The organism is Hamadaea flava (assembly GCF_024172085.1).
In the GTDB taxonomy this organism is placed as follows: Bacteria; Actinomycetota; Actinomycetes; order Mycobacteriales; family Micromonosporaceae; genus Hamadaea; species Hamadaea flava.
Map to the genome: position 1 here is coordinate 8,367,458 of NZ_JAMZDZ010000001.1, position 24,557 is coordinate 8,392,014.

The window sequence follows — 24,557 nt, forward strand, 5'->3', positions numbered from 1 at the left end:
CTCTCAACCACCTACGACAACAACCTCAACGCGAGTCTGAGCCGCGGCCCCACCGGTCCGCAGGAACTCCGCGATCGGCAGCGCCGCCGCCCCGACGATCGCGGCGTCGACGCCGAGCTTGGCCAGGTGAATGGTCGCGTCGTTGAAGGGCACCCGCAACGCGTTCTCCCGCGTGATCTCGCGGACGGCGGGCAGGATCCGATCTCCGAGCAGCAGACCCGCCCAGCCACCGATGATGATCCGCTCGGGGTTGATGAGATTGATCAGGTTGGCCACGCCGGTGCCGAGGTAGAGGGCCGTCTCGTCGATGACCCGCTGCGCATCCGGGTCGTCCGGCGCGGCGGCGACGATGTCGGCCAGGACGGCCTGGTCGTCGGCGTACGGGTCGGTCCGGCGGCCGGTCAGTTGCCGGTAGCGGTCGATGATCGCCTCCGCGCCGATGTACGCCTCCAGGCAGCCCCGGGCACCGCAGCCGCATCGCCGGCCGCCGACCTCGACGGTCATGTGCCCCCATTCGCCGGCGCTGCTGCTGGCGCCCTGGTAGACGCTGCCGTGCGTGACGATCGCCGCGCCGACGCCCGAGCTGAGCAGGGCGATGACCGCTTCTTGCGCGCCGCGTCCGGCGCCGAACCACAGCTCGGCCTGCCCCATGTTCTTCGCGCCGTTGTCGACGAACAGGGGAATTCCACGTCCGTGCTGCAGCAGCCGGGCCAGCGGCACCGCGTTCCAGCCCATCGTCTCGGCACTGACGAGAATCTCGTCACCGTGCTCCACCACCCCGGATACGCCGACGCCGAGGCCGAGGACCTGCGCCCGGTCGACCCCGGCGGTCCGGATCACCTCGTCGGTCACGGCTTCGATCCGGCGAGCCGCCTGCTCGGGATCGCGCGCCTCGGGCGGCAGCGGCTGGTCGATTCGGCTGAGTTCGGTCATGGCCAGGTCGAACACGCCCGCCTGGATGTGCCGGGGGCCGATGCTGACGCCGATGGCGTACCCCCGGGTGGGATTGACCCGCAGCAGGATGCGCGGGCGTCCGCCGCTGGAGTCCAGCGCTCCGGCCTCGACGACCGCGCCGGCCTCGATCAGATCGTTGATCACGTTGCTGACCGTGCCGGCGCTGAGCCCGGTGGCGGCGCTCAGCTCGGGCCGGGTCAGCGGGCCGTCGACGTAGAGCGCGGACAACAGCTCAGCGCGATGGTTGCGCCGCAGGTCGTGGACCGTCGTGAACCTGCGGGTCGGCATGGAGCCCTCCTGGATGATCTTTGTTAACGCCTTGAAGTAAATGCGACTATACGACACCTCTCCGTCGCGTGTCGCCCGGGCGTCGACGATTCCTCCGCCGGGCGGCCGCCGGTCGCCGGCGAGTCGGGGGCTCCGGCGGTTCACCGACTGACGAGGGTGGTTCATCACGAGATGGCAGGGCGAATCCGCAGGTCGCCGTCCTGGGCGCACGCCTGCTCCGCAGCCGCAGAGCTTGCGGGGTCTGGGACGGGCCGTGGCACGCTCCTCGTTCCCGCTCTATAAAGAGAATCTTGACAGGCCGATGCCGTCCGAGTTAAATCACGGCGTAAATTAAACGACGGCGAAGGGTGCGATCCAGGTGAGGAGACGTTCCATAGCAGTTCTGGCCGGGTTGGCCGTCGCTGCGAGCGCGCTGGCCGGGTGCGGCGGCGGTGACGGGGGCGCGGGCGACGCGCAGTCCATCGAGATCTGGACGATGGGCGACAAGGCCAAGCAGATGACCGAGATCGCGGCGGCGTTCACCGCCGACACCAAGATAGAGATCAAGGTTCAGTCCATTCCGTGGAAGAACGCGCGCGACAAGATGTCCGCCGCGATCGCCTCCGGCAACGGTCCGGACATCGTGCAGGTCGGCCACTCGTTCCTGGCCGAGTTCGCCGACGCGGGCGCCCTGCTCGACCTGTCGGGCAAGCTGTCGGCCTACCCCGAGCTGGACGGCGCGAAATTCTTCCCGGCCTCGGCCGAGACGATGAAGGTCGGCGGCGCCACGGTGAGCGTTCCCTGGATCGCCGATACGCGGGTGCTGTTCTACCGCACCGACGTGCTGCAGCAGGCGGGCGTCAGCAAGGCCCCGGCCACCTGGGACGAGCTGACCGCCGCGGCGACGACGCTGGCCGCCCGCGGCGGCGGCAACTTCGGCATCGGGCTCAACACCGACGACCAGTTCCTCCCGCTCATCCTGACGTGGAGTGCAGGTGGCGACGTCGTCAACGGCGACCAGGTCTCCTTCGACACCGAGCAGTTCAAAAGCGCCGTCGCGTACGAGCAGAGCTTCTTCTCCGCCGGGCTGACCCCGAAGAAGGCGCAGCCCGACGCGGACATGGTGCAGGGCTTCAAGACGGGCAAGATCCCGATGTTCGTCAGCGGCCCGTACATGGCGACGTTGCTGAACAACCAGGCCCCGGAGCTGGCCGGCAAGTGGGCCGTCGCGGCGATCCCGGCGAAGTCGTCGGCGACGTCGGTGATGGCCGGATCCAATCTCGCGATCTTCAGCAAGTCGAAGAAGGTCGACCAGTCGCTGAAGTTCATGTCCTACCTGGCTCAGAAGCAGACCCAGGAGAGCTGGTTCAAGGCGACCAACGATCTGCCCGCCCGGCAGGACGCCCTGCAGGGGCTGGTCGCCGGTGGGGACGCGAACCTGGCCGTCTATTACGAGCAGATGCGCAACGCCAAGATCGTTCCCCAGCTGAAGGCGTGGGGCGCCATCGCGCCGGAGATGGTGCGGGCGCTGCAAAAGGTCTGCGTCAGCGGCGCGAGCGTCGACACGACGGTGCCCGCGTTCGCAGCCAAGGCGCGCGAGCTTTCCGCCAAGTAGTGGCCGTCGCCCCGCCGGCCCTCGTGGAGGGCGGGGCGTGGCCGTTCTCAGGGAGAACCATGCGCAAGCTGTCCCGGCACCGCGGTGCCCTCATCTTCGTCGGCCCGTCCGTGCTCCTGCTGTTGGTGTTCATGGTCGTGCCGATCCTGGTCGCGGCCGGCGCCAGCCTCACCGACCTGGATCTGCGCGGGCTGGCCGATCCGTCGTCCGTCGAGTTCATCGGGCTGGAGAACTACCGCAGGTTGCTCTCGGACGAGCTGTTCGGCAAGGCCGCAGTGAACACGCTGTTGTATGTGGTGATCGGCGTACCGCTGATCGTGGTGTGCTCGCTCGCGGTCGCGCTGCTGCTCAACATGGGCAGCAGCCGGTTGTTCCGGGGGCTGCGGGCGTTCTACTTCCTGCCCGCGATCACCAACATCGTCGCGGTCGCGGTCATCTGGGGCTACCTCTACAACACCGACAGCGGGCTGCTCAACTACCTGCTCTCGCTCGGCGGCGTGGAGCCGGTGCCGTGGCTGGACCAGCCGTTCGTCGCCAAGCTCAGCCTGATCCTGGTCGGGGTCTGGAAAGGCGCCGGCTTCAACATGATCATCTTCTTGGCGGCGCTCCAGGGCATTCCCCGCGAGTACTACGAAGCGGCCGCCATCGACGGCGTCACGCCCTGGCAACGGCTGACCCGCATCACGATCCCGTTGCTGCGGTACGCCACCTTCTTCGTCACCGTGACCACCACGATCGCGTGGATCCAGTTCTTCGAGGAGCCCTTCGTCATGACCGACGGCGGCCCGCTGGACGGCACCATGTCGGTGGCGCTGTTCATCTACCAGAACGGCTTCAACCTGTCCGACTTCGGGTACGCCTCGGCCGCGTCGGTGCTGCTGTTCCTGGCCATCATGATCGTCACGGCGGTCCAGTTCCGGCTGCGGAGAAGCGATGTCGAGTACTAGATCCCGCTGGCTGCGCGCCGCGGTCGCGGCGCTGCTCATGGTCGGCGCGGTGGTCGTGTCGATTCCGTTCCTGTGGATGCTGTCCGGCTCGGTGAAGCCGGAGAGCGAGGTGCTCGACATCCCGCCGACGCTGTGGCCGCAGGAGTTCACCTGGTCGAACTACACGGAGCTGTTCACCAGCCTCGACTTCGGCGTCTACCTGAAGAACACCCTCATCGTGGTGGTGTTGTCGTTCATCGGGCTGTTGCTGCGCGCCATGGCCGGCTACGGCTTCGCGAAGTTCGACTTCCCGGGCAAGAACGCAGTCTACGTCATCGTGCTGGCCACCATGATGATCCCGGACCAGGTCACCATGATCCCCACCTACCTGATCCTCAACGCCATGGGCCTGACCAACACCCTCACCGGCGTGGTGCTGCCGGGACTCGTCTCGGCCTTCAACATCTTCCTGTTCCGCCAGTTCTTCACCACCATCCCCAACGAGCTGCTGGAGGCCGCACGGCTGGACGGCGCCGGCGAGATCCGCACGTTCGTGCGGGTCGTGCTGCCGGTGTCCGGGCCGATCCTGGCCATCCAGGCGATCCTGACCTTCATCGCCTCCTGGAACAGCTTCCTCTGGCCGCTGATCGTCGCCACCGATCAGGAGAAGTACACCCTGTCGGTCGGCCTCGCCCTCCTGGAAGGCCAGTACTCCAGCAACTACGGGGTGCTGATGGCCGGCGCGGCCGTGATGGTGCTCCCAGTGCTGGTGGTCTTCGTCTTCTGCCAGCGGTACATCGTCCGCGGCTTCATGATGTCCGGGCTCAAATGACCGGCCCTCGATTGCTGAAGGAGCAAGACACGATGAGCGGCTTCCTGCGCCGTCACCACCGGCAAGTCCTCGACCCGGCGGGCGAACCGATCCTGCTGCGCGGGGTGGGACTGGGCAACTGGTGGCTGCCCGAGGGCTACATGTGGCGCTTCGGCGACGCCGCGGCCAGTCCGCGGGCCATCGAGAAGGTGATCGCCGATCTCATCGGCGAGCCGGACGCGCAAATCTTCTGGCGCCGATACCGCGACGAGTACATCGGCGAGGCTGATGTCGCCCGGATGGCCGAGGAGGGCTGGAACTCCGTTCGGCTGCCGCTCAACGCGCGGTACCTCATGGACGACGACGGCGTCTTCGACGAGGACGCGTTCCAGCTGATCGATCGGTTCCTCGACTGGTGCCGTCGCTACGGCGTCTACGTCGTCATCGACCTGCACGGCGCCCCAGGCGGGCAGACCGGCACCAACATCGACGACTCCCCGAACAACTACCCGGAGCTGTTCACGACGCCGCGCTACCAGGACGACACGGTCCGGCTGTGGCGGGAGATCGCCCGCCGGTACCGCCACGACCCCATCGTCGCCGGCTACGACCTGCTCAACGAGCCGTTGCCGCGCGAGTTCCAGTACAAGTACCCCCAGGAACTGATCGCCCTCTACAAGCGGCTGATCGCCGAGATCCGCGAGGTCGACCCGGATCACATGATGATCCTCGAAGGCAGCAACTGGGCACGGAACTGGAGCATCTTCGACGAGCTGTGGGACGACAACACGCTGCTCCAATTCCACAAGTACTGGAACTCGCCCGACCGCGATCAGATCACCGAGTACCTCGACAAACGCGAGGAACTCGACGTGCCGATCTACATGGGTGAGGGCGGCGAGAACAACAACGGCTGGTACCAGGCGTCGTTCCAGCTCTACGAGGACTACGACATCGGCTGGAACTTCTGGACCTGGAAGAAGATCTCCAAACTGAACTCGCCGGCCACCATCCGGCAGCCCGACGGCTGGCAGGCCATCGTGGACTACGTCTACGGCGGCGCCAAGCCGGACGCCGAGTCGGCCCGGCGTACGCTGTTCGAGCTGCTCGACAACCTTGCGCTGGAACGATGCGACTACCGCTACGACGTCGTCGACGCAGTCATGCGCCGTGCGCCGCTGCGCTTGCAGGCGGAGTACTTCGGCCATCTCGGCGAGGGCGTCTCCTACCACTCGAACGGGCCGAAGACGCCGCTGCCCGGGTTCCGCCAGTCGGACAACGTCACCGTCGCGTACCGGGCGTCGCCGGACGGCGCGCAGCCGCCCGCCGAACCCAACTTCCGGCATAACCTCGGCGTCGAACGCGCCGACGACGAGGTCATGGTCGTCCACCTCGACGCGGGGGAGTGGCTGGCGTACGAGGTCAACACGGTGCGCGAGGGCGTGCTGACCGTGACACCCAGTGTCACCGGCGAGCTGGAGTTCACCGTCGACGGCCTGCCCATCGGCACCCGGATTCCGGTCGGCAAGCACGTGCTGACGGTGCGGGCGCTCGGCCCGGCCGTCCTGGACCACCTCGACGTGACGGTGGCCTCGTGAGCGCGCTGCCTGATGCCGACCGTCGGCTCTCCCCGCACACCGGCTACACCCGAGCGCATTGGGAGGCCGTCGCCGACCGCATGCTGCTGGCGGTACGCGACCACGCCGCGCCCGGGCACAGCCTGATCGATCTGCCCGGACCGGCCTCGAACTCGGGCCGCTGGAGCGACGGACTGGAGGGGTTCGCCCGCACCTTCCTGCTGGCCGCGATGCGTGTACGCGGTGCGGACGGGCAGGATCCGCACGGCCTGCTCGACTGGTACGCGTCCGGAGTGGCCGCCGGATCGGATCCCCGTGGCCGCCATCGGTGGCCGACCCTCGGCGAGCGGCGGCAGGCCCGGGTGGAGGCGGCGTCGCTGGCGATCGCGTTGCACGAGACCCGGCCGTGGCTGTGGGACCGGCTCGGCGACGACGTGAAGGCCAACGTCGTCGACTGGTTCACCCCGATCGTGGGCACGAGCGATTACGACAACAACTGGATCTGGTTCCAGAACATCGTCGAGGCGTTCCTGCGCAGTGTGGACGGACCGTGGTCGAAGGAGGACCTCGAGCGGAACCTCGCGACCCACGAGAGCTGGTACGTCGGCGGCGGCTGGTACTCCGACGGCGGTTCGGGCGACGACCGCCGCCAGAACTTCGACTACTACAGCGGCTGGGCGATGCACTTCTACCCGCTGTGGTTCAGCCGGATCACCGGTGAGGAACCGAGCCCGCAGTACCGGTCCCGTCTCTCGGAGTTCTTGGCCGACGTGCAGTACCTCGTGAGCCCGGACGGTCGGCCTCTGTTCCAGGGGCGGTCGCTGACCTATCGGTTCGCGATGCTGGCCCCATTCTGGATGGGCGCCCTGTTCGACGCCACTCCGCTGGAACCCGGCGTCACGCGGGGACTGGCCTCCTCCGTTCTCCAGCATTTCCTGGAAGCGGGTTCGGTGGACGCCGACGGGCTGCTGCCGATCGGCTGGCACGGGCCGTTCCCCCGGATCCGCCAGCAGTACACGGGACCGGGTTCGCCCTACTGGGCGAGCAAGGGGTTCGCCGGGCTGCTGTTGCCCCCGGACCATCCGGTGTGGACCGCGCCGGAGGTGGAGACACCGGTCGCCGCCGCGGACAAGGTCTTCGTGATACCTCAGGCCGGCTGGGTGGTCTCGGCGACCGCGGCCGACGGTGTGGTCCGGGTGGCCAACCACGGCAGCGATCATCTCGCCGATCGGCGCGCGGCCCTCGACGACCCGTTCTACCTCCGCCACGCGTACGCCACGCACGCCGCCCCGGATCTCAGTGCCGAAGCGATCCGTGGCCCGCTCGACTCCCACGTCGCTCTGCTGGACGATGCCGGGGAACCGTCGCATCGCGGCCGCATCGAACGCATCGGCCAGGGAGATCGATGGGCGGCGTCACACAGCCGGGCCATGTGGCTCGATCTGAGTCCCGCCGGCGGTCTCGCGGCCGGCTGGCATGCCGTCCGCACCGGACCGTGGCTGGCCACCGCGTCCGTGCTCCACGGCCCCACCGAAGTCCGGCTGGTACGCGTCGGCGACGGCACCGTCCAGCTGGCCGCCGGCGGGGAGGATCCCGAGGCGTACTGGCCGGTCGATCCCGGTCCGTGGCGGTTGCACCTGGGCGGCTGGGCGCTGGCCGGGGACTCGCTGGAGCATCGCCACGACGGCGGACAAGCCACGGTGACCAGGCCGGACGGATTCGTCAGCGAGGTTCGGGCCCTGCACGGATTCGACGAGGCCGGAATCACGTGCCGGCACGACGCCAACCCCTTCGGACCAGAGTCGGCGGTGCCCTGGCTACGTACGACCATCCCGGCGGAACCCGGCGCCCTGTACGCCGCGGCGGTGATCCTGCGTGGGCCGGGCACCACCCCGGCGCTGCCCACGATCGTGGCGACGCCGACCACCGCGGTCGAGGTCCGGTGGCCGGACGGCTCCGTCGACCTGGTGGAACTGACCTGAGTGTGCCGAAAGGAAAGCAATCCGCATCGCCTGACCGTCCGGGAGGACCGACGTGACGTCCCAGCGCAGAAGAATCCTGGCAAGTCTGACGGCGATGGTGTGTGTGGCCGCCTGGCAGCTCGTGCTGCCGTCCCCGGCGGCCGCGGACACCGTCACCGTCTCGGTGAACGGCTCCACCCTCGGGCGTACCTTCGAAGGAGTCGGAGCCGTGTTCAGCAACGGCATGACCCGGCTTCTGCAGGACTATCCCGCAGCCCAGCGTGACGACATCCTCGACTACCTGTTCAAGCCGGGCTTCGGCGCGGCACTGCAACACGTCAAGATCGAGATCGGTTCCGACGTCAACAGCTCGGCCGGAACCGAGCCCAGCCACACCCGGTCGTCGACCGACCTCGACGTCACCCGCGGCGCGGGACTCTGGCTCGCCCAGCAGGCCAAGCTGCGTAATCCCGCGATCACCCTCGACGCGCTGCGCTGGGGGACCCCGGCGTACGTCGACACCGACGCCGAGCGGTACCAGTACTACAAGTCCTTCCTCGACGGCGCGCAGAGCCAGTACGGCCTGACGTTCGACTACCTCGGGCCCGAGCGCAACGAGAACACCGTGACGGCCGACTGGGCGAGCACTGGCGCGGCCCGCAACTTCGTGGTCAACACGCTCCGACCCGGGCTGAACGCCGACGGCTACTCGAACGTCAAACTGACCGCCGCCGACAGCAACGTGAGCTGGTTCATCGCCGATCGAGTGGCTGCCGACCCGAGCCTGAAGGCGGCGTTGTACTCCCTCAACGCGCATTACAAACAGGACAGCACGACCACCGCGACCGGGCTCGGCATGCCGCTGTGGGACGGCGAGGATCTCGCCCCGTTCCGCGGCGACTGGGTGACCGGGCCGTTGGACACCGCGCAGCGCATCATCAAGTCGTACGCGGTGGGCCGGATGACCAAGTATGAGATGCACCCGGCCGTCGAGGCCGGCTATCCGAACACTCCGTTCAACTTCAAGAGCATCCTGGTCGCGCAGCATCCCTGGACCGGCCACTACGACGTGACGAGCGGGCTATGGGCGACCGCGCACTTCACCCAGTTCGCCAAGCCCGGCTGGCGCTACGTCGACAGCGCGACGACCTCCGACGACCGCGGCGGAGTCATGACGGTCAAGGACCCCGGCAGCAGCGACTGGAGCATCGTCCTGCTCAACACCAGCGCGGTCGCGCGTACCTACCAGGTGGCGCTCAGCGGCGGCATCACCGCGAGCACGCTGCACCATTGGCGCAGCACGGAGACCGCCAGCTTCGTGCAGCAGAGCAACGTGACGGTGTCTAGCGGCAGCTTCACCGTCACCGTTCCGCCGCACGCGATCTCGTCGTTGACGACCACGACGGGACAGCAGAAGGGCGTAGCCGCCGCGAGCAACCCGGTCGCCACGGACATGACGCTGCCGTACACCGATGACTTCGCGGCGTACAGCACCGGCAAGACGCCGAAGTACACGTCCGACCAGGGCGGCGCCTTCGAGATCGCGTCCGACGGCACCAACAAGGTGCTGAAGCAGGTCATCACGACGGCGACCAAACCGGTGGACTGGAAGTACCGCGCGACTCCGGAGCCGTTCACCCTGCTGGGCAGCCTCGACCTGCGCAACTACGAGGTCGAGGTCGACGGCAAACTCACCGGGACCAGCGGATACCTCCTCCTCGGCGGCCGGGTCAACCACACCGCCAAGAGCGCCGAACCGGCCGACGGCTACGACCTCAAGGTCAACGCCGACGGCAGCTGGGCGTTGCGCGTCGGCAGCGTCGGCAACACCATCACCAGCGGCACGATCGCCGGGTTCACCCCGACCGCCTGGCACACCCTGAAGCTTCGCTTCAACGGCACCAACATCAAGGCGTACGCGGACGGGGTGCTGCTGGCCGACGTCACCCACACCTCCTTCGCCAGCGGCCAGGTCGAACTGGGCAGCGGCTACCACGAGGCGATGTTCGACAACCTGGCGATCCGGTCCATCAGCGGGTCGCCGACGTCGGTCACCCGGTATTCGGACAACGACGCCCGCCTGCGCTACACCGGCACGTGGCTGGACGAGGACGGCAACTACGACACGTTCGAGCGCAGCACGACGGCGTCCCGGCATACCGACGACGAACTCACCTTCTCCTTCAACGGATCGACCGCCTCCTTGATCGGCACCCGGGACGCCGACGGCGGCCAGGCGGACGTCTACGTCGACGGCGTCCTGTCAGGAACCTTCGACACCTACGCCGCCACGCGGCAATACCGGCGGGCGATCTATCAGATCCCGGCCCTCACTGCCGGAGATCACACCGTCCGGCTCGTGGTGAAGGGAACGAAGCAGGCCGCGTCGATCGACACCCTGGTACGCGTGGACGCCGTCGAGACGACCGGTGGAACCGGCCTGAAGACGCCGACCGGGACGGCTCCAACCCGAACCGTCGTCCACGACACCTTCGACGCGTACCCGGACGGGACGGTGGGCCAGGGATTCCGGGTGCCGCCCGACATCCAGAAGCTGGACTGGGCGGAGGGATCACCATGCTCGGTGACGCCGACGCCGTCGGCCACGGACAAGAGCTTCACGTGCGTCGACACCAGCACGACCACGTCCGTCGAGACCTCGCGTGACCTGCCGCGTACCGCGTCGGGCACGGTGACGCTCAACTTCCGGTTCCAGCAGAACAACGCGGGATCGTGGACGCGCATGTTCGTGGGCTCCGGTGCGGACGACGCCATCGAGCTGTACGAAACCGGTGGTACGCAAGGGCTGGCCTTCCTGGACAGCGCCGGCGTCTACCACTCGCTCGGAGTGATCGCCGCGAACACGTGGTACGACGTCAAACTCGTGGTCGACGTGACGGCGAAGACGTTCGACGCGTACCTGAACAGCGCGCTGGTGCTCGACAACGCGGGGTACACCGACCCCGCGGTGGCGGACCTGTCGGTCGTCCGGTTCCGGACGGGCGCCTCCACCACGACGACGCTGGACCTCGACTACCTCAGCGCCGAGATCGGCTGAGCTCTGTGCCGAAACGCTGGGTCAGGTTTCTCCCTAACCTGACCCAGCGTCCAGGCCGACGGGTGGCTCAGCCTTCGGCGATGATCTCGGCGATGGCACGCTGACCCAGCGACGACATCGTCGGGTTGGACTCGCGGTAGTAGGCGACGCCGCCGACCCATGTCATCGCCCAGCCACGAGCCCGCGCCCAGGCGGCGTCGTCCAGGCCGGCCGCGTCCCGGAACCGTCGTCGTGAACGGGTGGGCAGACTGTTCCAGGCGACCGTGAGGTCATAGCTCGGGTCGCCGGCACCAGCGGCGCCGAAGTCGATCACGGCGGCGAGCCGCCCGTCGCGGATCAGCAGGTTGCCCGGCAGCAGATCGCTGTGCGCCCAAACCGGATCGCCCTGCCAGGCGGGCACGGCCAGCGCCTCGTCCCAGATCCGCAGAACTGCCGTCGCGTCGACCAGGCCGTCGGACTTGCCCGCCCATTCGCGTACGTAGTCGTCGCGGTCGGCCAGCGGACCGGTGCGGTAGCCACCCCGTGCTCCGGTGGGGTCGACCCCGCGCAGGGTGACCACGAAGGCCGCCAGGTCCTCGGCGAGCGCGTCTCCGTCGGCGTCGTCGACGCTCGGGTGATCACCGTCGACGTACCGGTAGACGGCCCACTGGTACGGATACCCGTCGTCGGGTTGTCCCAGCGCCAACTGCTCCGGTACGCGTACCGGCAGGTGTTGTGCCAGACGAGGCAGCCAGTCGCGCTCGAAGTACAGCTGCTCGATCGCGTTGTCCCGGCGTGGCAGCCGGACGAGCAGGTCGTCGCCGAGCCGGAAGAGCTGGTTCATCGTGCCGCTCAGCCCGATCCGGGTCACCGGCAGCTCGGCCCATTGCGGCAGTTGCGCCGTCAGCAGGCTGCGTACCAGTGCGGCATCGGCGAGGAACTCGTCGTCGTGCAGTCGTAACGAGGTCATCCCTCGGCCTTCCCCTTGTTCTGCTGCGGTGGTGTGTCACCGCCGTCGCGGTGGAGCCTACCGTCCATGATCACCGGCGGATGATGCCCTGGTCGGCGGCGGTCGCGACGGCCGCCGTACGCGAGTCGACGCCGAGCTTGGCGTACACACGGGCGAGATGGGATTTGACCGTGCCCTCGGTGAGGTGCAGCCGCCCGGCGATGGCCTGATTGGACAGACCGTCCGCGACGAGGGTGAGGACTTCGATCTCGCGCCGGGTCAGTGCCATGGCGGGGGAGCGCAGTCGGTGCAGCAGCCGATCGGCCACCGCCGGGGCCAACGTCGTACGCCCGGCCGCCGCGGTGCGGACAGCGGCGGCGAGGTCTTCGGGCGCGGCGTCCTTGAGCAGGTAGCCGCTCGCGCCCGCTTCGATCGCGGGTAGCGTGTCTGCGTCGGTGTCGTATGTGGTGACGATGACGACGCGAGGCCCGCCGGGTTGGGCGGTGATGGCGGCGGTCGCCTCCGCGCCGGTCATGCCCCGGCCGAACTGGAGGTCCATCAGGACCACGTCGACATCGCCTTCGCTGGCGCGGGCGACGGCGGCTTCCGCGGTCGCGGCCTCGGCCACGATCACCAGGTCCGGTTCGGTTTCCAGGACGGCGCGCAGGCCCGCCCGGACGACCGGATGATCGTCGGCCAGCAGCAGCCGGATGCTCTGGCCGGTCACGGCCGCTCACCGGGTCGCTGGGAGTCGGCCGGAGCGAGCGGCAGGTCGACGGCCAAGGCGGTGCCGCGTCCCGGCGTGGAGGTGATGGTGAACGTGCCGCCGAGGGCGTCGACCCGGGAGCGCATCGAGGTCAGCCCGAATCCGCCGGTGACCAGGCTGGGATCGAAGCCACGGCCGTTGTCGGTGATGTTCAGGGCGACATGGTGGCCGTCCTGGCGCAGGGCGACGTCGACGGCCGTGGCGTCGGCGTGCCGGACGGTGTTGGCCACCGCGGACTGCGCGATCCGCAGCAGGGCGACCTCATGGGCGGTCGGCAGCGCCACCGGAGCACCATCGAGGTGGAATCGGGCGGTGATCTTGTGCTGGCTGCCGGCCGTGGCACACAGTCGTTCCAGCGCAGCGGCGAGGGTCGCGTCGTCCAACGCGGGTGGGGCCAGCGCACGGACGAATCGGCGAGCCTCGCCGACGTTGTCGGCGGCGGCCTGGCGGGCCTGACCCAGATAGCGGGCCGCGTTGTCGGGCGCGTCGGGCAACGCCCGTTCGGCGGCGCGCAGCAGCAACTGGATGCTCGACAACCCTTGGGCCAGGGTGTCGTGGATCTCCCGGGCGAGCCGCTCGCGTTCGGCCAGCACTCCCGCGGTGTGCTCGGCGGCGGCCAGGTCGGCGCGGGTGGCCGTCAGCTCCTCGATCAGGCGGCGGCGCTGTTCGCTCTCGCGGTAGAGGGCTTGGTAGCCCCAGGCCACCGCGACCGCCACGGCCGCCCCGAGCACCGGCCCGATCACCATCGCCACGCTGAAGGAGCCCTGGTGGACGGCGTACCCGGTGACGGCCACGGCGGCGGTGACGGCGACGGCGATCAGACCAGCCCGACGGGGCAGCAGATGCAGTTGGAGGAAGTACAGCGGGAACGCCAGCCACACCGCGTCTTCGGTCAACACCAGCAGCAGCAGGCACAGGACGCCGAACCCGGCGAGCCAGCCGACGGCGGCCCGCCGCGATCGGCGAGTTCGCAGCAACAAGGGGCCGGCGGCGTACCCGGCGGCACAGGCGACGGCGACCGCGACGGTGGCTGCGGCGTGCGTACCGTCGGCGACAGCCCGGCCGGCCGCCACCACGAGCAGGCCGAAGACCAGCAGGTGCAGGCACCACGCCAAGATCCCCTTGGTGGGCGTCAGCGGGCGGGTTTCGGCGTTCATGGTGCTACCAGCGTAGACAGCGCAGCGGAGGGGCGGCTGTATCGAAAGTTAGAACCGGCCTGCCGTCTTTCGGCTCGCCGATTGCGGTCCTCCGCCAGACGCGGAGGCGTACGCCCGAAGAGCACCGTGGAGATCGATCGCATCGGCAGACGGAGAGGGCGGTTACCACGTGTTTGTGGCCTGGAGAGACCTGAGGTTCGCCAAGGGGCGTTTCGTCCTGATCGGCCTGGTCATCGTGTTGATCACCCTGTTGGTGGAGCTGCTGTCCGGGCTGACCGCCGGGCTGGGCCGGCAGAACGTCTCCGCGATCACCGGACTGCCTGCCGACAAGATCGTCTTCAATGCTCCGGCAGCCGGTCAGAGCGTGTCTTACACCGATTCCACCGTCACCGAGTCCCAGTGGCAGAAGTGGGCCGACGCGCCGGGCGTACGCAGTGCGCAGCCGCTGGGCATCACGACCACGAAGGCGGAGGCGGGTGACCACAGCGTGGGAGTGTCGGTGTTCGGGGTCGCACCCGGCTCGTCGCTCGCGCCGGATGGCGACAAGATCAGCGACCGCACGGCGGTGCTGTCGGTCCCGGCTGCCGCCGATCTCGGTGTCGCGGCCGGCGACACGTTCATGCTCGCCGGGCAGACCGTCACGGTCGCGGCCGTCAGTGGCGACGCCTCGTTCAGCCACACCCCGGTGGTGTGGGTCAGCCTGACCCGGTGGCAGCAGACCGCGCCGCCGTCCGAATCCCCCGGTACGCCGACTGCGACGGTCATCGCGGTGACCGCCGACGGCGATGCCGACCTCGCGGCGATCGACAAGGCGGCCGGCACCGCGACCGTTACGAAGGACGACTCGTTGTCCGCCATCGGCTCCTACACCTCCGAGAACGGATCGCTGCAACTCATGCGTGGCTTCCTGTTCGTCATCTCCGCCCTGGTCATCGGCGCGTTCTTCACCGTGTGGACCATCCAGCGCAGCGGCGACGTCGCGATCCTCAAGGCGTTGGGCGCCCCGACGCGACGACTACTGGGTGACGCGCTCGGCCAAGCCGTCGTGTTGCTCGGCCTCGGGACGCTGCTCGGCACCGGCCTCGCGGCGGGGTTCGGCGCGCTGATCGCCGGGACGGCGATTCCCTTCCAGCTCAGCGCCGGGACGGTCCTGTTCCCAGCCGCCGTCATGATCGCGCTCGGCGCGGTCGGCGCGGCGCTGCCCCTGCGCCGCATCGCCACCGTCGACCCACTGATCGCCCTGGGGAGTGCCCGATGAGCCTGAGCCTGACCGACATCACACTGACCTACCCGGACGGCGACGGCCGGTTGACCGCGCTCGACACGGTGAGCCTCCACGTGCCCAAGGGCACGCTCACCGCCGTCGTCGGCCCCTCCGGCTCCGGCAAGTCCAGCCTGCTCGCGGTGGCCGCCACCCTGATCACCCCGGACGCGGGCACGGTCGTCATCGACGGCGCCACCACAACCGGGCTGTCCCGGGTTCAGCTGACCGACCTGCGCCGCCGTCAGATCGGCATCGTGTTCCAGCAGCCCAATCTGCTGCCGTCGCTGACCGCCGCCGAGCAGCTGCAGGTGATGGCGACGATCGACGGCCGGTCGCCGGGTTCGGCCCGTCGCCGGGCGGCCGAACTGCTGGACGCGGTCGGCCTGACCGCCGAAGCCGGGCGGCGTCCGCATCAGCTGTCCGGCGGGCAACGTCAGCGGGTCAACATCGCCCGGGCGCTCATGAACGACCCGACGGTGCTGCTGGTCGACGAGCCCACCAGCGCCTTGGATCACGATCGGGGCGCGGCCGTCATCGACCTGATCGTCCGCTTGACCCGGCAACGGGCCACCGCGACGGTCCTGGTGACGCACGACGCCGCGCATCTGTCCACTGCCGACCAGGTGGCCGAGGTACGCGACGGGCGGCTCACCCTTCCCTCGATCGCGAGATAGCAGAACGGCGGCCAGCCCATGGGGTCCCGACGCCGTGGCGACACCATGGGCTAGCCGCCGGCCGGTCAGCCGATGGACACCGTCGAGAAGTCCGGCCGGCCGTTGACGGGCATCTCGAAGCCCTTCACGGCGGAGCGGACCACGTAGTTGTTCTTCAGGTCGACCGGGAAGATCCCGACCGCGTCGTCCCACAGGATCTTGTCGGCCTGTGCGTACAGGGTCTTGCGTTCGTTCTGGTCCAACGACGCCCGCGCCTGGGCCAGGATCGCGTCCAGATCCTTGTTGCAGTAACCCATCCGCTTGGCGGTGCAGGTGTACAGCCGGTTGAGGGTGAAGTCGGCGTCACCCGTGCCGGTCGTGTTGGTCTGCAGGTTCAGGTCCCACTTCAGCGCGCCGAAGTCCTTGAGCCAGGTGGCGCGCTCCTTCTCCAGCGGCTCCACCTTGATCCCGGCCTTGGCCCACTGGGAGATGAACGCCTGGGCCATCGCCCGGATGTTGGGCCCGCCTTCGAGCGGCCACTGCATCGACACGCTGATGCCGCCGGGGTAGCCGGCCTCGGCGAGCAGTTGCTTGGCCTTGTCCGGGTCGTACGCGTACGGGGTGAGCTGGGTCGAGCCGAACACAGATTGGGTCACCGGCGACTGCGCCACCGTGCCGAGGTCTCCGAACAGGCCCGCGACGACGCTCTTGATGTCGAGAGAGTGGAGCAGCGCCTGGCGTACCTTCAGGTTGTCGAAGGGCTTGTTGTTCTGGTTGAACCAGATGAAGTAGTAGTTGAAGCTGGGACCGGTGCCGTAGCTGGCGCCGTCCGTGCCCTGGACCTCCGAGACCTGGTCCGGCGGGATGGCCGTGAGGACGTCGACCTCGTTGTTGTCGAGCGCGGTGATGCGCGCGGCGATCTCGGGCATGTCCAAGATCTCCAGCCGGGCGACCTTGGCCTTGTCACCCCAGTAGCCGTCGTTGCGCGACAGGACCACCTTCTCGTCGGGGTTGAACGAGTCGACCTTGAACGGCCCGGTGCCGACCGGCTTCTGCCAGTACGCGTCCGTGCCGACCTTGTCCCCCTGGCCGATGAAGACCAGTGACAGGGTGCTGGGCAGGGTGCCCAGCGGGGCCGAGGTGTGGAAGGTGACGGTGTGGTCGTCCGTCGCGTCGACGGCGGTGATGGACGCGAGCAGCGGGTTGAGCGAGCCTTTGAGACCGATGAGGCGTTGGACGGACAGCTTGACGTCCTTGGCGGTGAACGGCGTGCCGTCGCTGAACGTGACCCCTTCGCGCAGGTGGAAGACCCACGTGCCGGTGTCCGGCGTCTCCCACTTGGTGGCCAGCTTGGGCGCGGGCTGGCCGTCCTTCATCACGGTGAGGGTCTCCAGCGCCTGCTGGACGGTGGTCTGCACGGCCTCCTCGGCCGGGTACTGCTGGACGTCCAGCGACACCGGGAACAGCTGCGGGGCGAATCGCAGCACCTGGTTGTCGCCGCCGGTGTCGTCGGCGGAGCTGCAGGCCGCGAGGGCTACCACGAGCGCGGCGGCGGCGAGGCAGCTGACGGCTCTGGCCCGGGCTTTGGCTCTGGCGAGCATGGGCGTGTCCTCTCTAGGGGTGGGTCACGAGAAGCTCTTGGGGTGGGTCGCGGGACGGTCTAGGGCTGGGTCGCGGGGAGGGTGAAGGTCGCGACGACGGGCTTGTGGTCCGACGGGGCGTTGCCGCCGGAGAAGAACTCGACGACTTCGCTCGTACGCGTGGCGAGCGGTCCCCGCGCGAAGATCCAGTCGATCGCCTTGGCCGGCGACCCGAGCGGCGACAGCCGGGTGCCTCTGGTCGTCGTGAAAGGCATGGGCTCGACGGGATGGGTGACGGGGGAGGTGCGGCCGAGGGCGGTGAACGAGTCGAGGAAACCCGCGTTGCCCAGCGCCCACAGCGGTGCGCCGATGTCGTTGATGTCGACGGTGAACAGGCAGGGACCGTCCCCGGCCAGTTCGCCGAGGGCGTCGGCGACCCGCTCGGCCTGCGGGGCGCGCCGGTTGACGCCGTCAGCTTGTTCGTCCGCGTGCCCTGGCCAGGTCAGGTGCGCGGTGGAGAAGAGGAGCGGTGGCGCGCCGTCGGCCGCGGGCTGGAGGCGTACCCAGAACAGGCGGGCGTCGGGGGACAGGATGCCCACGTCCTGGGTGCCGTGATCGAGCAGGCTGAACAGGTCGCGGCGCCACCAGAGGTTGCTCTGCGTCCCCCAGCCGGGGAAGTCGTCGTGCACTCGGTCGTGGCCGGGCATCGCCGCGTCGAGCAGGTCCCGCGACCGGGGCTGCAACTCCTGGGTGGCGAGCAGATCCGGTGGGCGGGTGGTGAACAGGTCGGTCAGGGCCGGTTCCCGTTCGGTGAGGTGATGGGCGCCCCACAGGTTGTAGGTCATGGTCACGAAGGTGAAGGACCCGGTGAGCATGCTCGTCCTCTCTGCGTTGGGTCTGGTGCCGTGCTGCTTCAGTCGGCCCGGGTGCTGCGGGCCTCACGGGCGGTCGGCGAGTTGTACTCGGCCAACCGGCTCCGCCCGGCGGCGTAAGCGATCACCGTCAGCGAGGTGTTCACCGGCGGCGCCAGGTCGTGGTGGCCGGGAACGGGCAGGCTCAGGGCCGCCGCGGCGGCGACCCGGATCGCACCGCCGTGGGTGAACAGGACGACCGTCGCGCCGTCGCCCGCGCGGTCCGCGGCCTCGGTCAGCGCCGCCCACACCCGCTCGCGTACCTCGGCGAACGTCTCGCCGCCGCCACGGCGTACGTCGACGCCTTCGGCGGCCGTCGCGACATCCGCCGGATGGTCGGCTGCGACGTCGGTGAAGGTCCGGCCGGTCCAGCTGCCGACGTCCACCTCGCGCAGCCGGGGGTCCACGAGCACATTCCGCGTGTACGCGTACGCGGTGTCCCGGGCTCGGGGCAGGTCGCTGGTGACCACCAGGTCGGCCTCGCCGAACCGGCGGCGCAGCTCGATCGCGGCGACCGCGGCCTGCTCGATCCCGGCCGGGGTGAGGCCGGAGTCGGCCTGGCCCTGATAACGCTCCTCGACGTTCCAGTGCGACTCGCCGTGCCGGACGAGGACGAGGCGTACGCCGCTCATGCGATCACCTCCTGGGTAGCCGGGGCGGGTTCGGGGAAGTGGCAGGCGGCCGGGTGTTCGCCGATGCGTTCGATCAGCGCCGGTTCCTCGGTGGCGCAGAGTTCCTGCGCCTTCCAGCAGCGGGTGCGGAACCGGCAGCCGGACGGCGGGTCGACCGGGGACGGGATGTCGCCGGTGAGCAGGATCTGCTCCGGCCGGGTCGCGGCCCAGGGCCGGGCGACCGGGACGGCCGACAACAACGCCTGCGTATACGGGTGCACGGGGGCGGCGAAGATCTGGTCGGCCGCCCCGATCTCGACGACTTTGCCGAGGTACATCACCGCCACCTGGTCGCTGATGTGGCGTACCACCGACAGGTCGTGGGCGATGAACAGGTAGCTCAGGCCGAGGTCGGTCTGCAGGTCCACGAGCAGGTTCAGCACCTGCGCCTGCACCGATACATCCAATGCGGACACTGCTTCGTCGCAGACCACCAGGCGCGGTCGCAACGCCAATGCGCGGGCGATGCCGACGCGCTGGCGCTGGCCGCCGGAGAACTGGTGCGGATACCGATCGGCGTGATCGGGGTTCAACCCGACTCGTTCCAGCAGATCGCGTACCTCGGTGCGCCAGCGGTCGCGGGGGACGACGCCGGGGTTGATGCGCCACGCCTCGCTGATGATCTCCTCGACCGTCAGGCGTGGGTTCAGCGACGCGTACGGGTCCTGGAAGATCATCTGGATCTGGCGGCGGATCTCGCGCAGTTCGCCGGCGGGCAGGGTGACCAGGTCGCGCCCGTCGAACCGGACTTCGCCGGACGCCGGTCGTTCCAGACCGATGACGGTCCGGGCGAGCGTCGTCTTGCCGGAGCCGGACTCGCCGACCAGGCCGAGGGTCTGCCCGGCGGGCAGCTCGAACGAGACTCCGGAGACGGCTTGGACGCTGCCCACGCGGCGGCGCAGCAGGGCTGAGCGGATCGGGAAGCTTGTGTGCAGGTCATGCACCGCCAGCAGCGGGGACGCCATCACCGATCACCTCCTTCGCGTGGTGGCAGGCGGACAGATGGGTGTCTTCGGGTGTGGTGGCGGTGGCCAGCTCGGGCCGGTCGGTGCTGCAGACGTCGGTCGCGTACGCACACCGCGGGTGGAAGGCGCAGCCGGTAGGCAGCCGGGTCAGATCCGGTGGGGCGCCGGGGATGGGCACCAGCCGTTGCCGGGGGCCGTCGAGTTCGGGGATCGACGCCATCAGACCCCGGGTGTAGGGGTGCGCCACGGTTTCGTAGACCTGGCGCAGCTTCCCGGTCTCCACGACCCGGCCGGCGTACATCAGCATGACCCGGTCGGCGACCCCGGCGACGACGCCGAGATCGTGGCTGATGAGGATCATCGCCATCCGCTGCTCGGCCTTCAGCTCGGCCAGCAACGCCATGATCTGCGCCTGCACGGTGACGTCCAGGGCGGTGGTGGGCTCGTCGGCGATGAGGATGCGGGGCCGCAACGCCAGCGCCATGGCGATCATGACTCGTTGACGCATGCCACCGGAGAACTGATGCGGGTAGTCGTCGACCCGCCCGGCCGCGCCCGGGATGCCGACGCGGTCCATCAGCTCGATGGCCTTGCGCCGGGCGTCGGCCCGCGACGCGCCCTCGCGGCGGCGGAACAGCTCACCGATCTGGGCGCCGACGCGGAACACCGGGTTCAGCGAGCTGAGCGGGTCTTGGAAGACCATCGCCAGCTCGGTCCCGTTGAGCCGGCGGTTCTCCTTCGGCGTACGCGTCAGCAGATCGGCGCCGTCGTAGCGGATGCTGCCGCCGGTGATCCGGCCGGCGGGGCGGGGCACGAGCCCCATCAGCGCCTGCGCGGTGACGCTCTTGCCGCTGCCGGTCTCGCCGAGCACGGCCAGCGTCTCGCCCTCGGCGAGGTCGAAGCCGACGCTGTCCACGGCGGTGATGACACCGGCGCGCGTACGGAATTGGACGGTCAGGTCCCGCACCTGTAGCAGCGACTCCATCACAGGCTCCTCAGGCGGGGGTCGAAGCGGTCGCGCAGCGCGTCGCCGAGGACGCCGAAGCTGATGACGAGCAGGGCCAGGCCGATGCCCGGGATGGTGGAGATCCACCAGGCGTTGGACAGGTAGTCGCGGCCGTGCGCGATGGTCACGCCCCAGCTCGGGGTGCTGGCCGGGCTGCCGAGCCCGAGGAACGACAGCGACGCCTCGGCGAGGATGACGTGTCCCAGTTCGACGGTGGCGACGACGAGGATGGGCGCCGCCGCCGACGGCAGGATGCTGCGGGTGATCAGATGCCAGGTACGCGCGCCCAGCGTCCGGGTGGCGTCGACGAAGTCGCGGCGCTGGATGGCCAGCACCTGGCTCCGGGTGACCCGGGCGAAGGTGACCCAGTTGGAGATCGCCAGCACGATGACGACGTTGACCACGCTCGGGCCGAGTATCGCCGCGATGAACACCGCGAGCAGCAGGGACGGGAAGGTGAGCTGCACGTCGGCCAGTCGCATCAGGACGGCGTCGAGCCAGCCGCCGAAGTATCCGGCCACGACCCCGGCGGCGATGCCGATGAGTCCGGCCAGTACCAGCGTCGCCAGGCCGACCGTGATGGACACCCGGGCGCCCTGGAGCATCTGGGCGAAGATGTCCTGGCCGACCTGATCGGTGCCGAAGATCGCCACGCTGCCATCGGGCAGCCGGGTGCCGGGCGGCTTCAGGCGTACGCCGAGGTCGGTGGCGACCGGGTCGTAGTGCAGCAGGATCGGGCCGACGACGGCGGCGATCACGTAGAGGGCGATGACGGTCAGGGCGCCGATGATGCGGGGCCGGCCGAGTTTCGTCCGGGCCTTGGGCGCTGCGGCCGGCTCCGGGGGCTTGGATCCCGGCTGCCGCGGCAGCGAGGCGCGGTCCGTGGTGGTTTCCATGGTCACCGTCCCAGTCGGATGCGCGGGTCGAGGTAGCCGTACAGCACGTCGACGATCAGGTTGATGAGGACGAAGCCGCCGGCGATCAGCAGGATCGCGGCCTGCACGACGTTGTAGTCACGGGCGGAGATCGAGTCGATCAGCAGCCGTCCCACGCCGGGCCACGCGAAGACGGTCTCGACGATCACCGCGCCGCCCAGCAGCTTGCCGAACTCCAGACCGGCGACGGTCACGATGGGGATCAGCGCGTTGCGGATGGCGTGCGGGAAGATGACGACCCGTTCGGACAGGCCCTTGGCCCGTGCGGTCTGGATGTAGTTCTCGTGGACCACGTCGAGCAGGCCGCTGCGAGTCAGCCGGATGAGGATCGCCACGAACGGCAGGGCGAGCGTGATGCCGGGCAGGATCATCCGGTCGAGCCCGCCCTGGCCGCCGCTGGCCAGCCAGTGCAGCTGCCGGGCGAAGACGAGGATGAACACGATGCCGATCCAGAACGACGGCATCGACTGCGATAGCAGCGCGAACACCGACACCACCCGGTCGGCGAACCGGTTGACCCGCAGGGCGGCCACCACGCCGAGGGAGATGCCGAGCACCAGCCCGATGACCATCGCGACGGCGGCCAGCTGCAGGGTGGCCGGGAACCGGTCCAGCACCAGGCCCATCGCGTCGCGGTGATAGCGGTAGGAGTCGCCGAAGTCCAAGGTGGCCACGTCGGCGAGGTACTTGCCGTACTGCACGACGAGCGGGCGGTCGAGGCCCATCTGCTCGCGGAGCTGCGCCAGTTCGTCCTGGGTGGCGTCGGAGCCCAGGATCAGCTGGGCCGGATCGCCGGGGACCAGGCGCAGCACCAGGAAGACGACGGTGACCGCGCCCCAGAGGACGAAGACGGCGAACAGCAGGCGGCGCACCAGGTACGCCGTCATGAGGGGACCGATCGGGATCGGCCGGGGGGTGTCGACATCGCAGGCACTCCAGCTGGGGCCACGCCGGGGGTGCGTGGCATCGAGGGATTCCGGGAGTCGGGAGGGGAGCGGGGGCTCCAGGCAGTGGTACGCCGGCCGTCGGGCCGACCGAATCCGCGGCACGCGCACGGCGTCTCAGTGGCGTTACATTAACGTTAATGTGACTGCCGCCCGATGCTAGGCGGCGCAACATCAGTCGTCAAGAGCATGTTTCGGTGCCTTGACACTCGGCGAACATTAACGTTAACGTTCCGGCCACGACGCCGCCCAACCCCTTTTCAGGAGCGTGGCATGACCACATCGGAGCGGCCGGACACGGCCGCCGCCCTTCGCGACGCGATCGTCTCGGCCGACCCCCGGCTGTCGAAGTTCTCCCCACTTCGCCGGATCCTCGTCCACGACGACTTCAACACCGGTACGCACGGCTGGACCGAGCTGATCGGCAACTACAACGGAGTCGGTGACCTGTCCACAGTCGACGACCACATGCGAGACTTCCGTCCGCCGCAGCTGTCGAACTGCACGTTCTTCGACACCGGCACACACGGCGCCATGAGCGGTTCGTACGCGCTCAAGCTGGCGACCCGCCCGTACACCGGGCACACCGCGACCGCCATCCGGCGGCTGACCATGAGCGGCCGTGGCCTGCTGCAGATCGAGGCGTACCTGACGTTCAAGTCGGAGGCGACCCTCGGCGGCGAGGGCCAGGACCAGTTCGGCGACGTGACCTGGGACGGCAACCTGCATCCGTCGGAGGCCCAGTTCGGCTGCTTCACCGTGGCGACCGACCTCTGTGGCGACGGCGGCCTGCGCTACCACACCGTGGCCCGCTACCTGAACACCACATTGGACAACAACCTCGCCCGGCAATGGGTGTACCCGACCGTTCCCGAGCCCACCCCGCGCGAACATCTCGAAGGCAAGATCAAACTCGCGTACGCCGCGGACTTCACCGCACCGAACCCGGAGGACTGGAAGCCGTTCGGCGAGCCGCAGGAGCTCTGCTACAACGAGGTGCCGACCAAGGTCAACTGGCACTACCTGCGCTGGGTGATCGACACCTCCGCGCGGCGCAACGTCGAACTGCAGTTCAACGACCGGATCTACGACATGTCCGCGCTGCCGGTTCCGCCCTACGAGGAGCGCTACGACTCCTTGGAGAACCTGCTGAACTTCTACTTCTCGGTGCGGACCCACTCCGGCGTCCGCAACTTCCTCTTCCTGGATTCCGTACTCATCTCCACGGAGTGGTGACGCCATGCGGCAGGCATTGACAGCGGTCCTGGAACGGGACACCACGTTCACCGGCGACTTCGCCACCGAGCCCTACGAGGCCGCCTGGGCGGGTGAGGCGCGCTGGTTCGTCAACGCGCTCGGCGTGTCGTCGGGCGCCGTCGTCCGGATGGTCACCCAGATCTCACCCGACGGTCTGACCTGGTGTGACCTGGACGGAGCGGAGCACGAGATCGCCGGTCCCGGTCTGGTAGCCTGGCCGGTCAGCCATTTCGGTCAATGGCTGCGGATGCGGGGGACCGTGACGGGCGACGATCCGTCCGCGACCTTGCGCATCTATCTCACGGCGAAGAGCTGAGCGACCGGCACCGGCGTACGAGCAAGAGAAAGGCA

The 24,557-nt window shown here is 69.0% G+C and carries 21 protein-coding genes; 10 read left to right on the forward strand and 11 right to left on the reverse strand.

Annotated elements, in window-relative coordinates:
- Positions 1-3: 3 nt before the first annotated feature.
- Positions 4-1,242, reverse strand: coding sequence for an ROK family transcriptional regulator (locus tag HDA40_RS39070; RefSeq protein WP_253763113.1), 1,239 nt, complete (start codon positions 1,240-1,242; stop codon positions 4-6).
- Between the two features lie 358 nt (positions 1,243-1,600).
- Here HDA40_RS39070 and HDA40_RS39075 point away from each other — a divergent pair, with 358 nt between their 5' ends.
- The 6 genes from HDA40_RS39075 to HDA40_RS39100 are packed head-to-tail and all read left to right on the forward strand — an operon-like array spanning position 1,601 to position 11,169.
- Complete coding sequence (locus HDA40_RS39075; RefSeq protein WP_253763114.1) at positions 1,601-2,836, forward strand: extracellular solute-binding protein; 1,236 nt, start codon at positions 1,601-1,603, stop codon at positions 2,834-2,836.
- Between the two features lie 59 nt (positions 2,837-2,895).
- On the forward strand, positions 2,896-3,783 hold the full coding sequence (locus tag HDA40_RS39080) for a carbohydrate ABC transporter permease (RefSeq protein WP_253763115.1): 888 nt from the start codon (positions 2,896-2,898) through the stop codon (positions 3,781-3,783).
- Entirely contained in the window at positions 3,770-4,594 is an 825-nt protein-coding gene (locus tag HDA40_RS39085) for a carbohydrate ABC transporter permease (RefSeq protein ID WP_253763116.1), read from the forward strand. Before HDA40_RS39080 ends, HDA40_RS39085 begins: the two co-directional genes overlap by 14 nt.
- 32 nt (positions 4,595-4,626) lie before the next feature.
- Complete coding sequence (locus HDA40_RS39090) at positions 4,627-6,171, forward strand: cellulase family glycosylhydrolase (RefSeq protein WP_253763117.1); 1,545 nt, start codon at positions 4,627-4,629, stop codon at positions 6,169-6,171.
- On the forward strand, positions 6,168-8,132 hold the full coding sequence (locus HDA40_RS39095) for a DUF2264 domain-containing protein (RefSeq protein ID WP_253763118.1): 1,965 nt from the start codon (positions 6,168-6,170) through the stop codon (positions 8,130-8,132). Before HDA40_RS39090 ends, HDA40_RS39095 begins: the two co-directional genes overlap by 4 nt.
- Before the next feature lie 52 nt (positions 8,133-8,184).
- Entirely contained in the window at positions 8,185-11,169 is a 2,985-nt protein-coding gene (locus tag HDA40_RS39100; protein ID WP_253763119.1) for a hypothetical protein, read from the forward strand.
- 67 nt (positions 11,170-11,236) lie between these two features.
- Here the strand turns inward: HDA40_RS39100 and HDA40_RS39105 are convergent, their stop codons facing one another.
- The 3 genes from HDA40_RS39105 to HDA40_RS39115 form a co-directional block, all read right to left on the reverse strand.
- Positions 11,237-12,118 (reverse strand): aminoglycoside phosphotransferase family protein, encoded by an 882-nt coding sequence (locus tag HDA40_RS39105; protein WP_253763120.1) that lies wholly within the window; start codon positions 12,116-12,118, stop codon positions 11,237-11,239.
- Between the two features lie 70 nt (positions 12,119-12,188).
- Positions 12,189-12,824: a response regulator gene (locus HDA40_RS39110; RefSeq protein WP_253763121.1), complete on the reverse strand. Its 636-nt coding sequence runs from the start codon at positions 12,822-12,824 to the stop codon at positions 12,189-12,191.
- Positions 12,821-14,020: a sensor histidine kinase gene (locus tag HDA40_RS39115; protein ID WP_253763122.1), complete on the reverse strand. Its 1,200-nt coding sequence runs from the start codon at positions 14,018-14,020 to the stop codon at positions 12,821-12,823. Before HDA40_RS39115 ends, HDA40_RS39110 begins: the two co-directional genes overlap by 4 nt.
- 175 nt (positions 14,021-14,195) lie before the next feature.
- Here HDA40_RS39115 and HDA40_RS39120 point away from each other — a divergent pair, with 175 nt between their 5' ends.
- Positions 14,196-15,278 carry an ABC transporter permease gene (locus HDA40_RS39120; protein ID WP_253763123.1) on the forward strand — a complete coding sequence of 361 codons (1,083 nt, stop codon included), beginning with the start codon at positions 14,196-14,198 and terminating at the stop codon, positions 15,276-15,278.
- The gene (locus HDA40_RS39125; protein WP_253763124.1) at positions 15,275-15,958 is read left to right on the forward strand and encodes an ABC transporter ATP-binding protein; all 684 of its coding nucleotides are present in this window, start codon (positions 15,275-15,277) and stop codon (positions 15,956-15,958) included. The genes HDA40_RS39120 and HDA40_RS39125 overlap by 4 nt, the downstream gene beginning before the upstream one ends.
- A 65-nt stretch (positions 15,959-16,023) precedes the next feature.
- Here HDA40_RS39125 and HDA40_RS39130 read toward each other — a convergent pair whose 3' ends face one another.
- Genes HDA40_RS39130 through nikB form a run of 7 tightly spaced genes read right to left on the reverse strand, consistent with a single transcriptional unit; the run spans position 16,024 to position 22,892 of the window.
- Positions 16,024-17,538, reverse strand: a complete 1,515-nt coding sequence (locus HDA40_RS39130; protein ID WP_253763125.1) for an ABC transporter substrate-binding protein — start codon at positions 17,536-17,538, stop codon at positions 16,024-16,026.
- Positions 17,539-17,597: 59 nt separating this feature from the next.
- The gene (locus tag HDA40_RS39135) at positions 17,598-18,392 is read right to left on the reverse strand and encodes an endonuclease/exonuclease/phosphatase family protein (RefSeq protein WP_253763126.1); all 795 of its coding nucleotides are present in this window, start codon (positions 18,390-18,392) and stop codon (positions 17,598-17,600) included.
- Positions 18,393-18,430: 38 nt separating this feature from the next.
- Entirely contained in the window at positions 18,431-19,060 is a 630-nt protein-coding gene (locus HDA40_RS39140) for a histidine phosphatase family protein (protein ID WP_253763127.1), read from the reverse strand.
- Entirely contained in the window at positions 19,057-20,064 is a 1,008-nt protein-coding gene (locus tag HDA40_RS39145; RefSeq protein ID WP_253763951.1) for an ABC transporter ATP-binding protein, read from the reverse strand. The genes HDA40_RS39140 and HDA40_RS39145 overlap by 4 nt, the downstream gene beginning before the upstream one ends.
- Complete coding sequence (locus HDA40_RS39150; RefSeq protein WP_253763128.1) at positions 20,036-21,049, reverse strand: ABC transporter ATP-binding protein; 1,014 nt, start codon at positions 21,047-21,049, stop codon at positions 20,036-20,038. Before HDA40_RS39150 ends, HDA40_RS39145 begins: the two co-directional genes overlap by 29 nt.
- Positions 21,049-21,966, reverse strand: a complete 918-nt coding sequence (locus HDA40_RS39155; RefSeq protein ID WP_253763129.1) for an ABC transporter permease — start codon at positions 21,964-21,966, stop codon at positions 21,049-21,051. The genes HDA40_RS39150 and HDA40_RS39155 overlap by 1 nt, the downstream gene beginning before the upstream one ends.
- Before the next feature lie 2 nt (positions 21,967-21,968).
- Positions 21,969-22,892 carry a nickel ABC transporter permease gene (gene nikB, locus HDA40_RS39160; RefSeq protein WP_253763130.1) on the reverse strand — a complete coding sequence of 308 codons (924 nt, stop codon included), beginning with the start codon at positions 22,890-22,892 and terminating at the stop codon, positions 21,969-21,971.
- A gap of 330 nt (positions 22,893-23,222) precedes the next feature.
- On the opposite strand from nikB, the gene HDA40_RS39165 reads away from it, so the two are divergent.
- Positions 23,223-24,185, forward strand: coding sequence for a DUF6772 family protein (locus tag HDA40_RS39165; RefSeq protein WP_253763131.1), 963 nt, complete (start codon positions 23,223-23,225; stop codon positions 24,183-24,185).
- 4 nt (positions 24,186-24,189) lie between these two features.
- The gene (locus HDA40_RS39170; protein WP_253763132.1) at positions 24,190-24,522 is read left to right on the forward strand and encodes a hypothetical protein; all 333 of its coding nucleotides are present in this window, start codon (positions 24,190-24,192) and stop codon (positions 24,520-24,522) included.
- Positions 24,523-24,557: the final 35 nt, after the last annotated feature.

Bases quoted from the DNA above. Each gene is read 5' to 3' on its own strand.
- HDA40_RS39070 (WP_253763113.1), bottom strand. From the start codon at position 1,242: ATGCCGACCCGCAGGTTCACGACGGTCCACGACCTGCGGCGCAACCAT.
- HDA40_RS39080 (WP_253763115.1), top strand. From the start codon at position 2,896: ATGCGCAAGCTGTCCCGGCACCGCGGTGCCCTCATCTTCGTCGGCCCG.
- HDA40_RS39085 (WP_253763116.1), top strand. From the start codon at position 3,770: ATGTCGAGTACTAGATCCCGCTGGCTGCGCGCCGCGGTCGCGGCGCTG.
- HDA40_RS39090 (WP_253763117.1), top strand. From the start codon at position 4,627: ATGAGCGGCTTCCTGCGCCGTCACCACCGGCAAGTCCTCGACCCGGCG.
- HDA40_RS39105 (WP_253763120.1), bottom strand. From the start codon at position 12,118: ATGACCTCGTTACGACTGCACGACGACGAGTTCCTCGCCGATGCCGCA.
- HDA40_RS39115 (WP_253763122.1), bottom strand. From the start codon at position 14,020: ATGAACGCCGAAACCCGCCCGCTGACGCCCACCAAGGGGATCTTGGCG.
- HDA40_RS39125 (WP_253763124.1), top strand. From the start codon at position 15,275: ATGAGCCTGAGCCTGACCGACATCACACTGACCTACCCGGACGGCGAC.
- HDA40_RS39130 (WP_253763125.1), bottom strand. From the start codon at position 17,538: ATGCTCGCCAGAGCCAAAGCCCGGGCCAGAGCCGTCAGCTGCCTCGCC.
- HDA40_RS39135 (WP_253763126.1), bottom strand. From the start codon at position 18,392: ATGCTCACCGGGTCCTTCACCTTCGTGACCATGACCTACAACCTGTGG.
- HDA40_RS39140 (WP_253763127.1), bottom strand. From the start codon at position 19,060: ATGAGCGGCGTACGCCTCGTCCTCGTCCGGCACGGCGAGTCGCACTGG.
- HDA40_RS39145 (WP_253763951.1), bottom strand. From the start codon at position 20,064: ATGGCGTCCCCGCTGCTGGCGGTGCATGACCTGCACACAAGCTTCCCG.
- HDA40_RS39150 (WP_253763128.1), bottom strand. From the start codon at position 21,049: ATGGAGTCGCTGCTACAGGTGCGGGACCTGACCGTCCAATTCCGTACG.
- HDA40_RS39155 (WP_253763129.1), bottom strand. From the start codon at position 21,966: ATGGAAACCACCACGGACCGCGCCTCGCTGCCGCGGCAGCCGGGATCC.
- nikB (WP_253763130.1), bottom strand. From the start codon at position 22,892: ATGACGGCGTACCTGGTGCGCCGCCTGCTGTTCGCCGTCTTCGTCCTC.
- HDA40_RS39165 (WP_253763131.1), top strand. From the start codon at position 23,223: ATGACCACATCGGAGCGGCCGGACACGGCCGCCGCCCTTCGCGACGCG.
- HDA40_RS39170 (WP_253763132.1), top strand. From the start codon at position 24,190: ATGCGGCAGGCATTGACAGCGGTCCTGGAACGGGACACCACGTTCACC.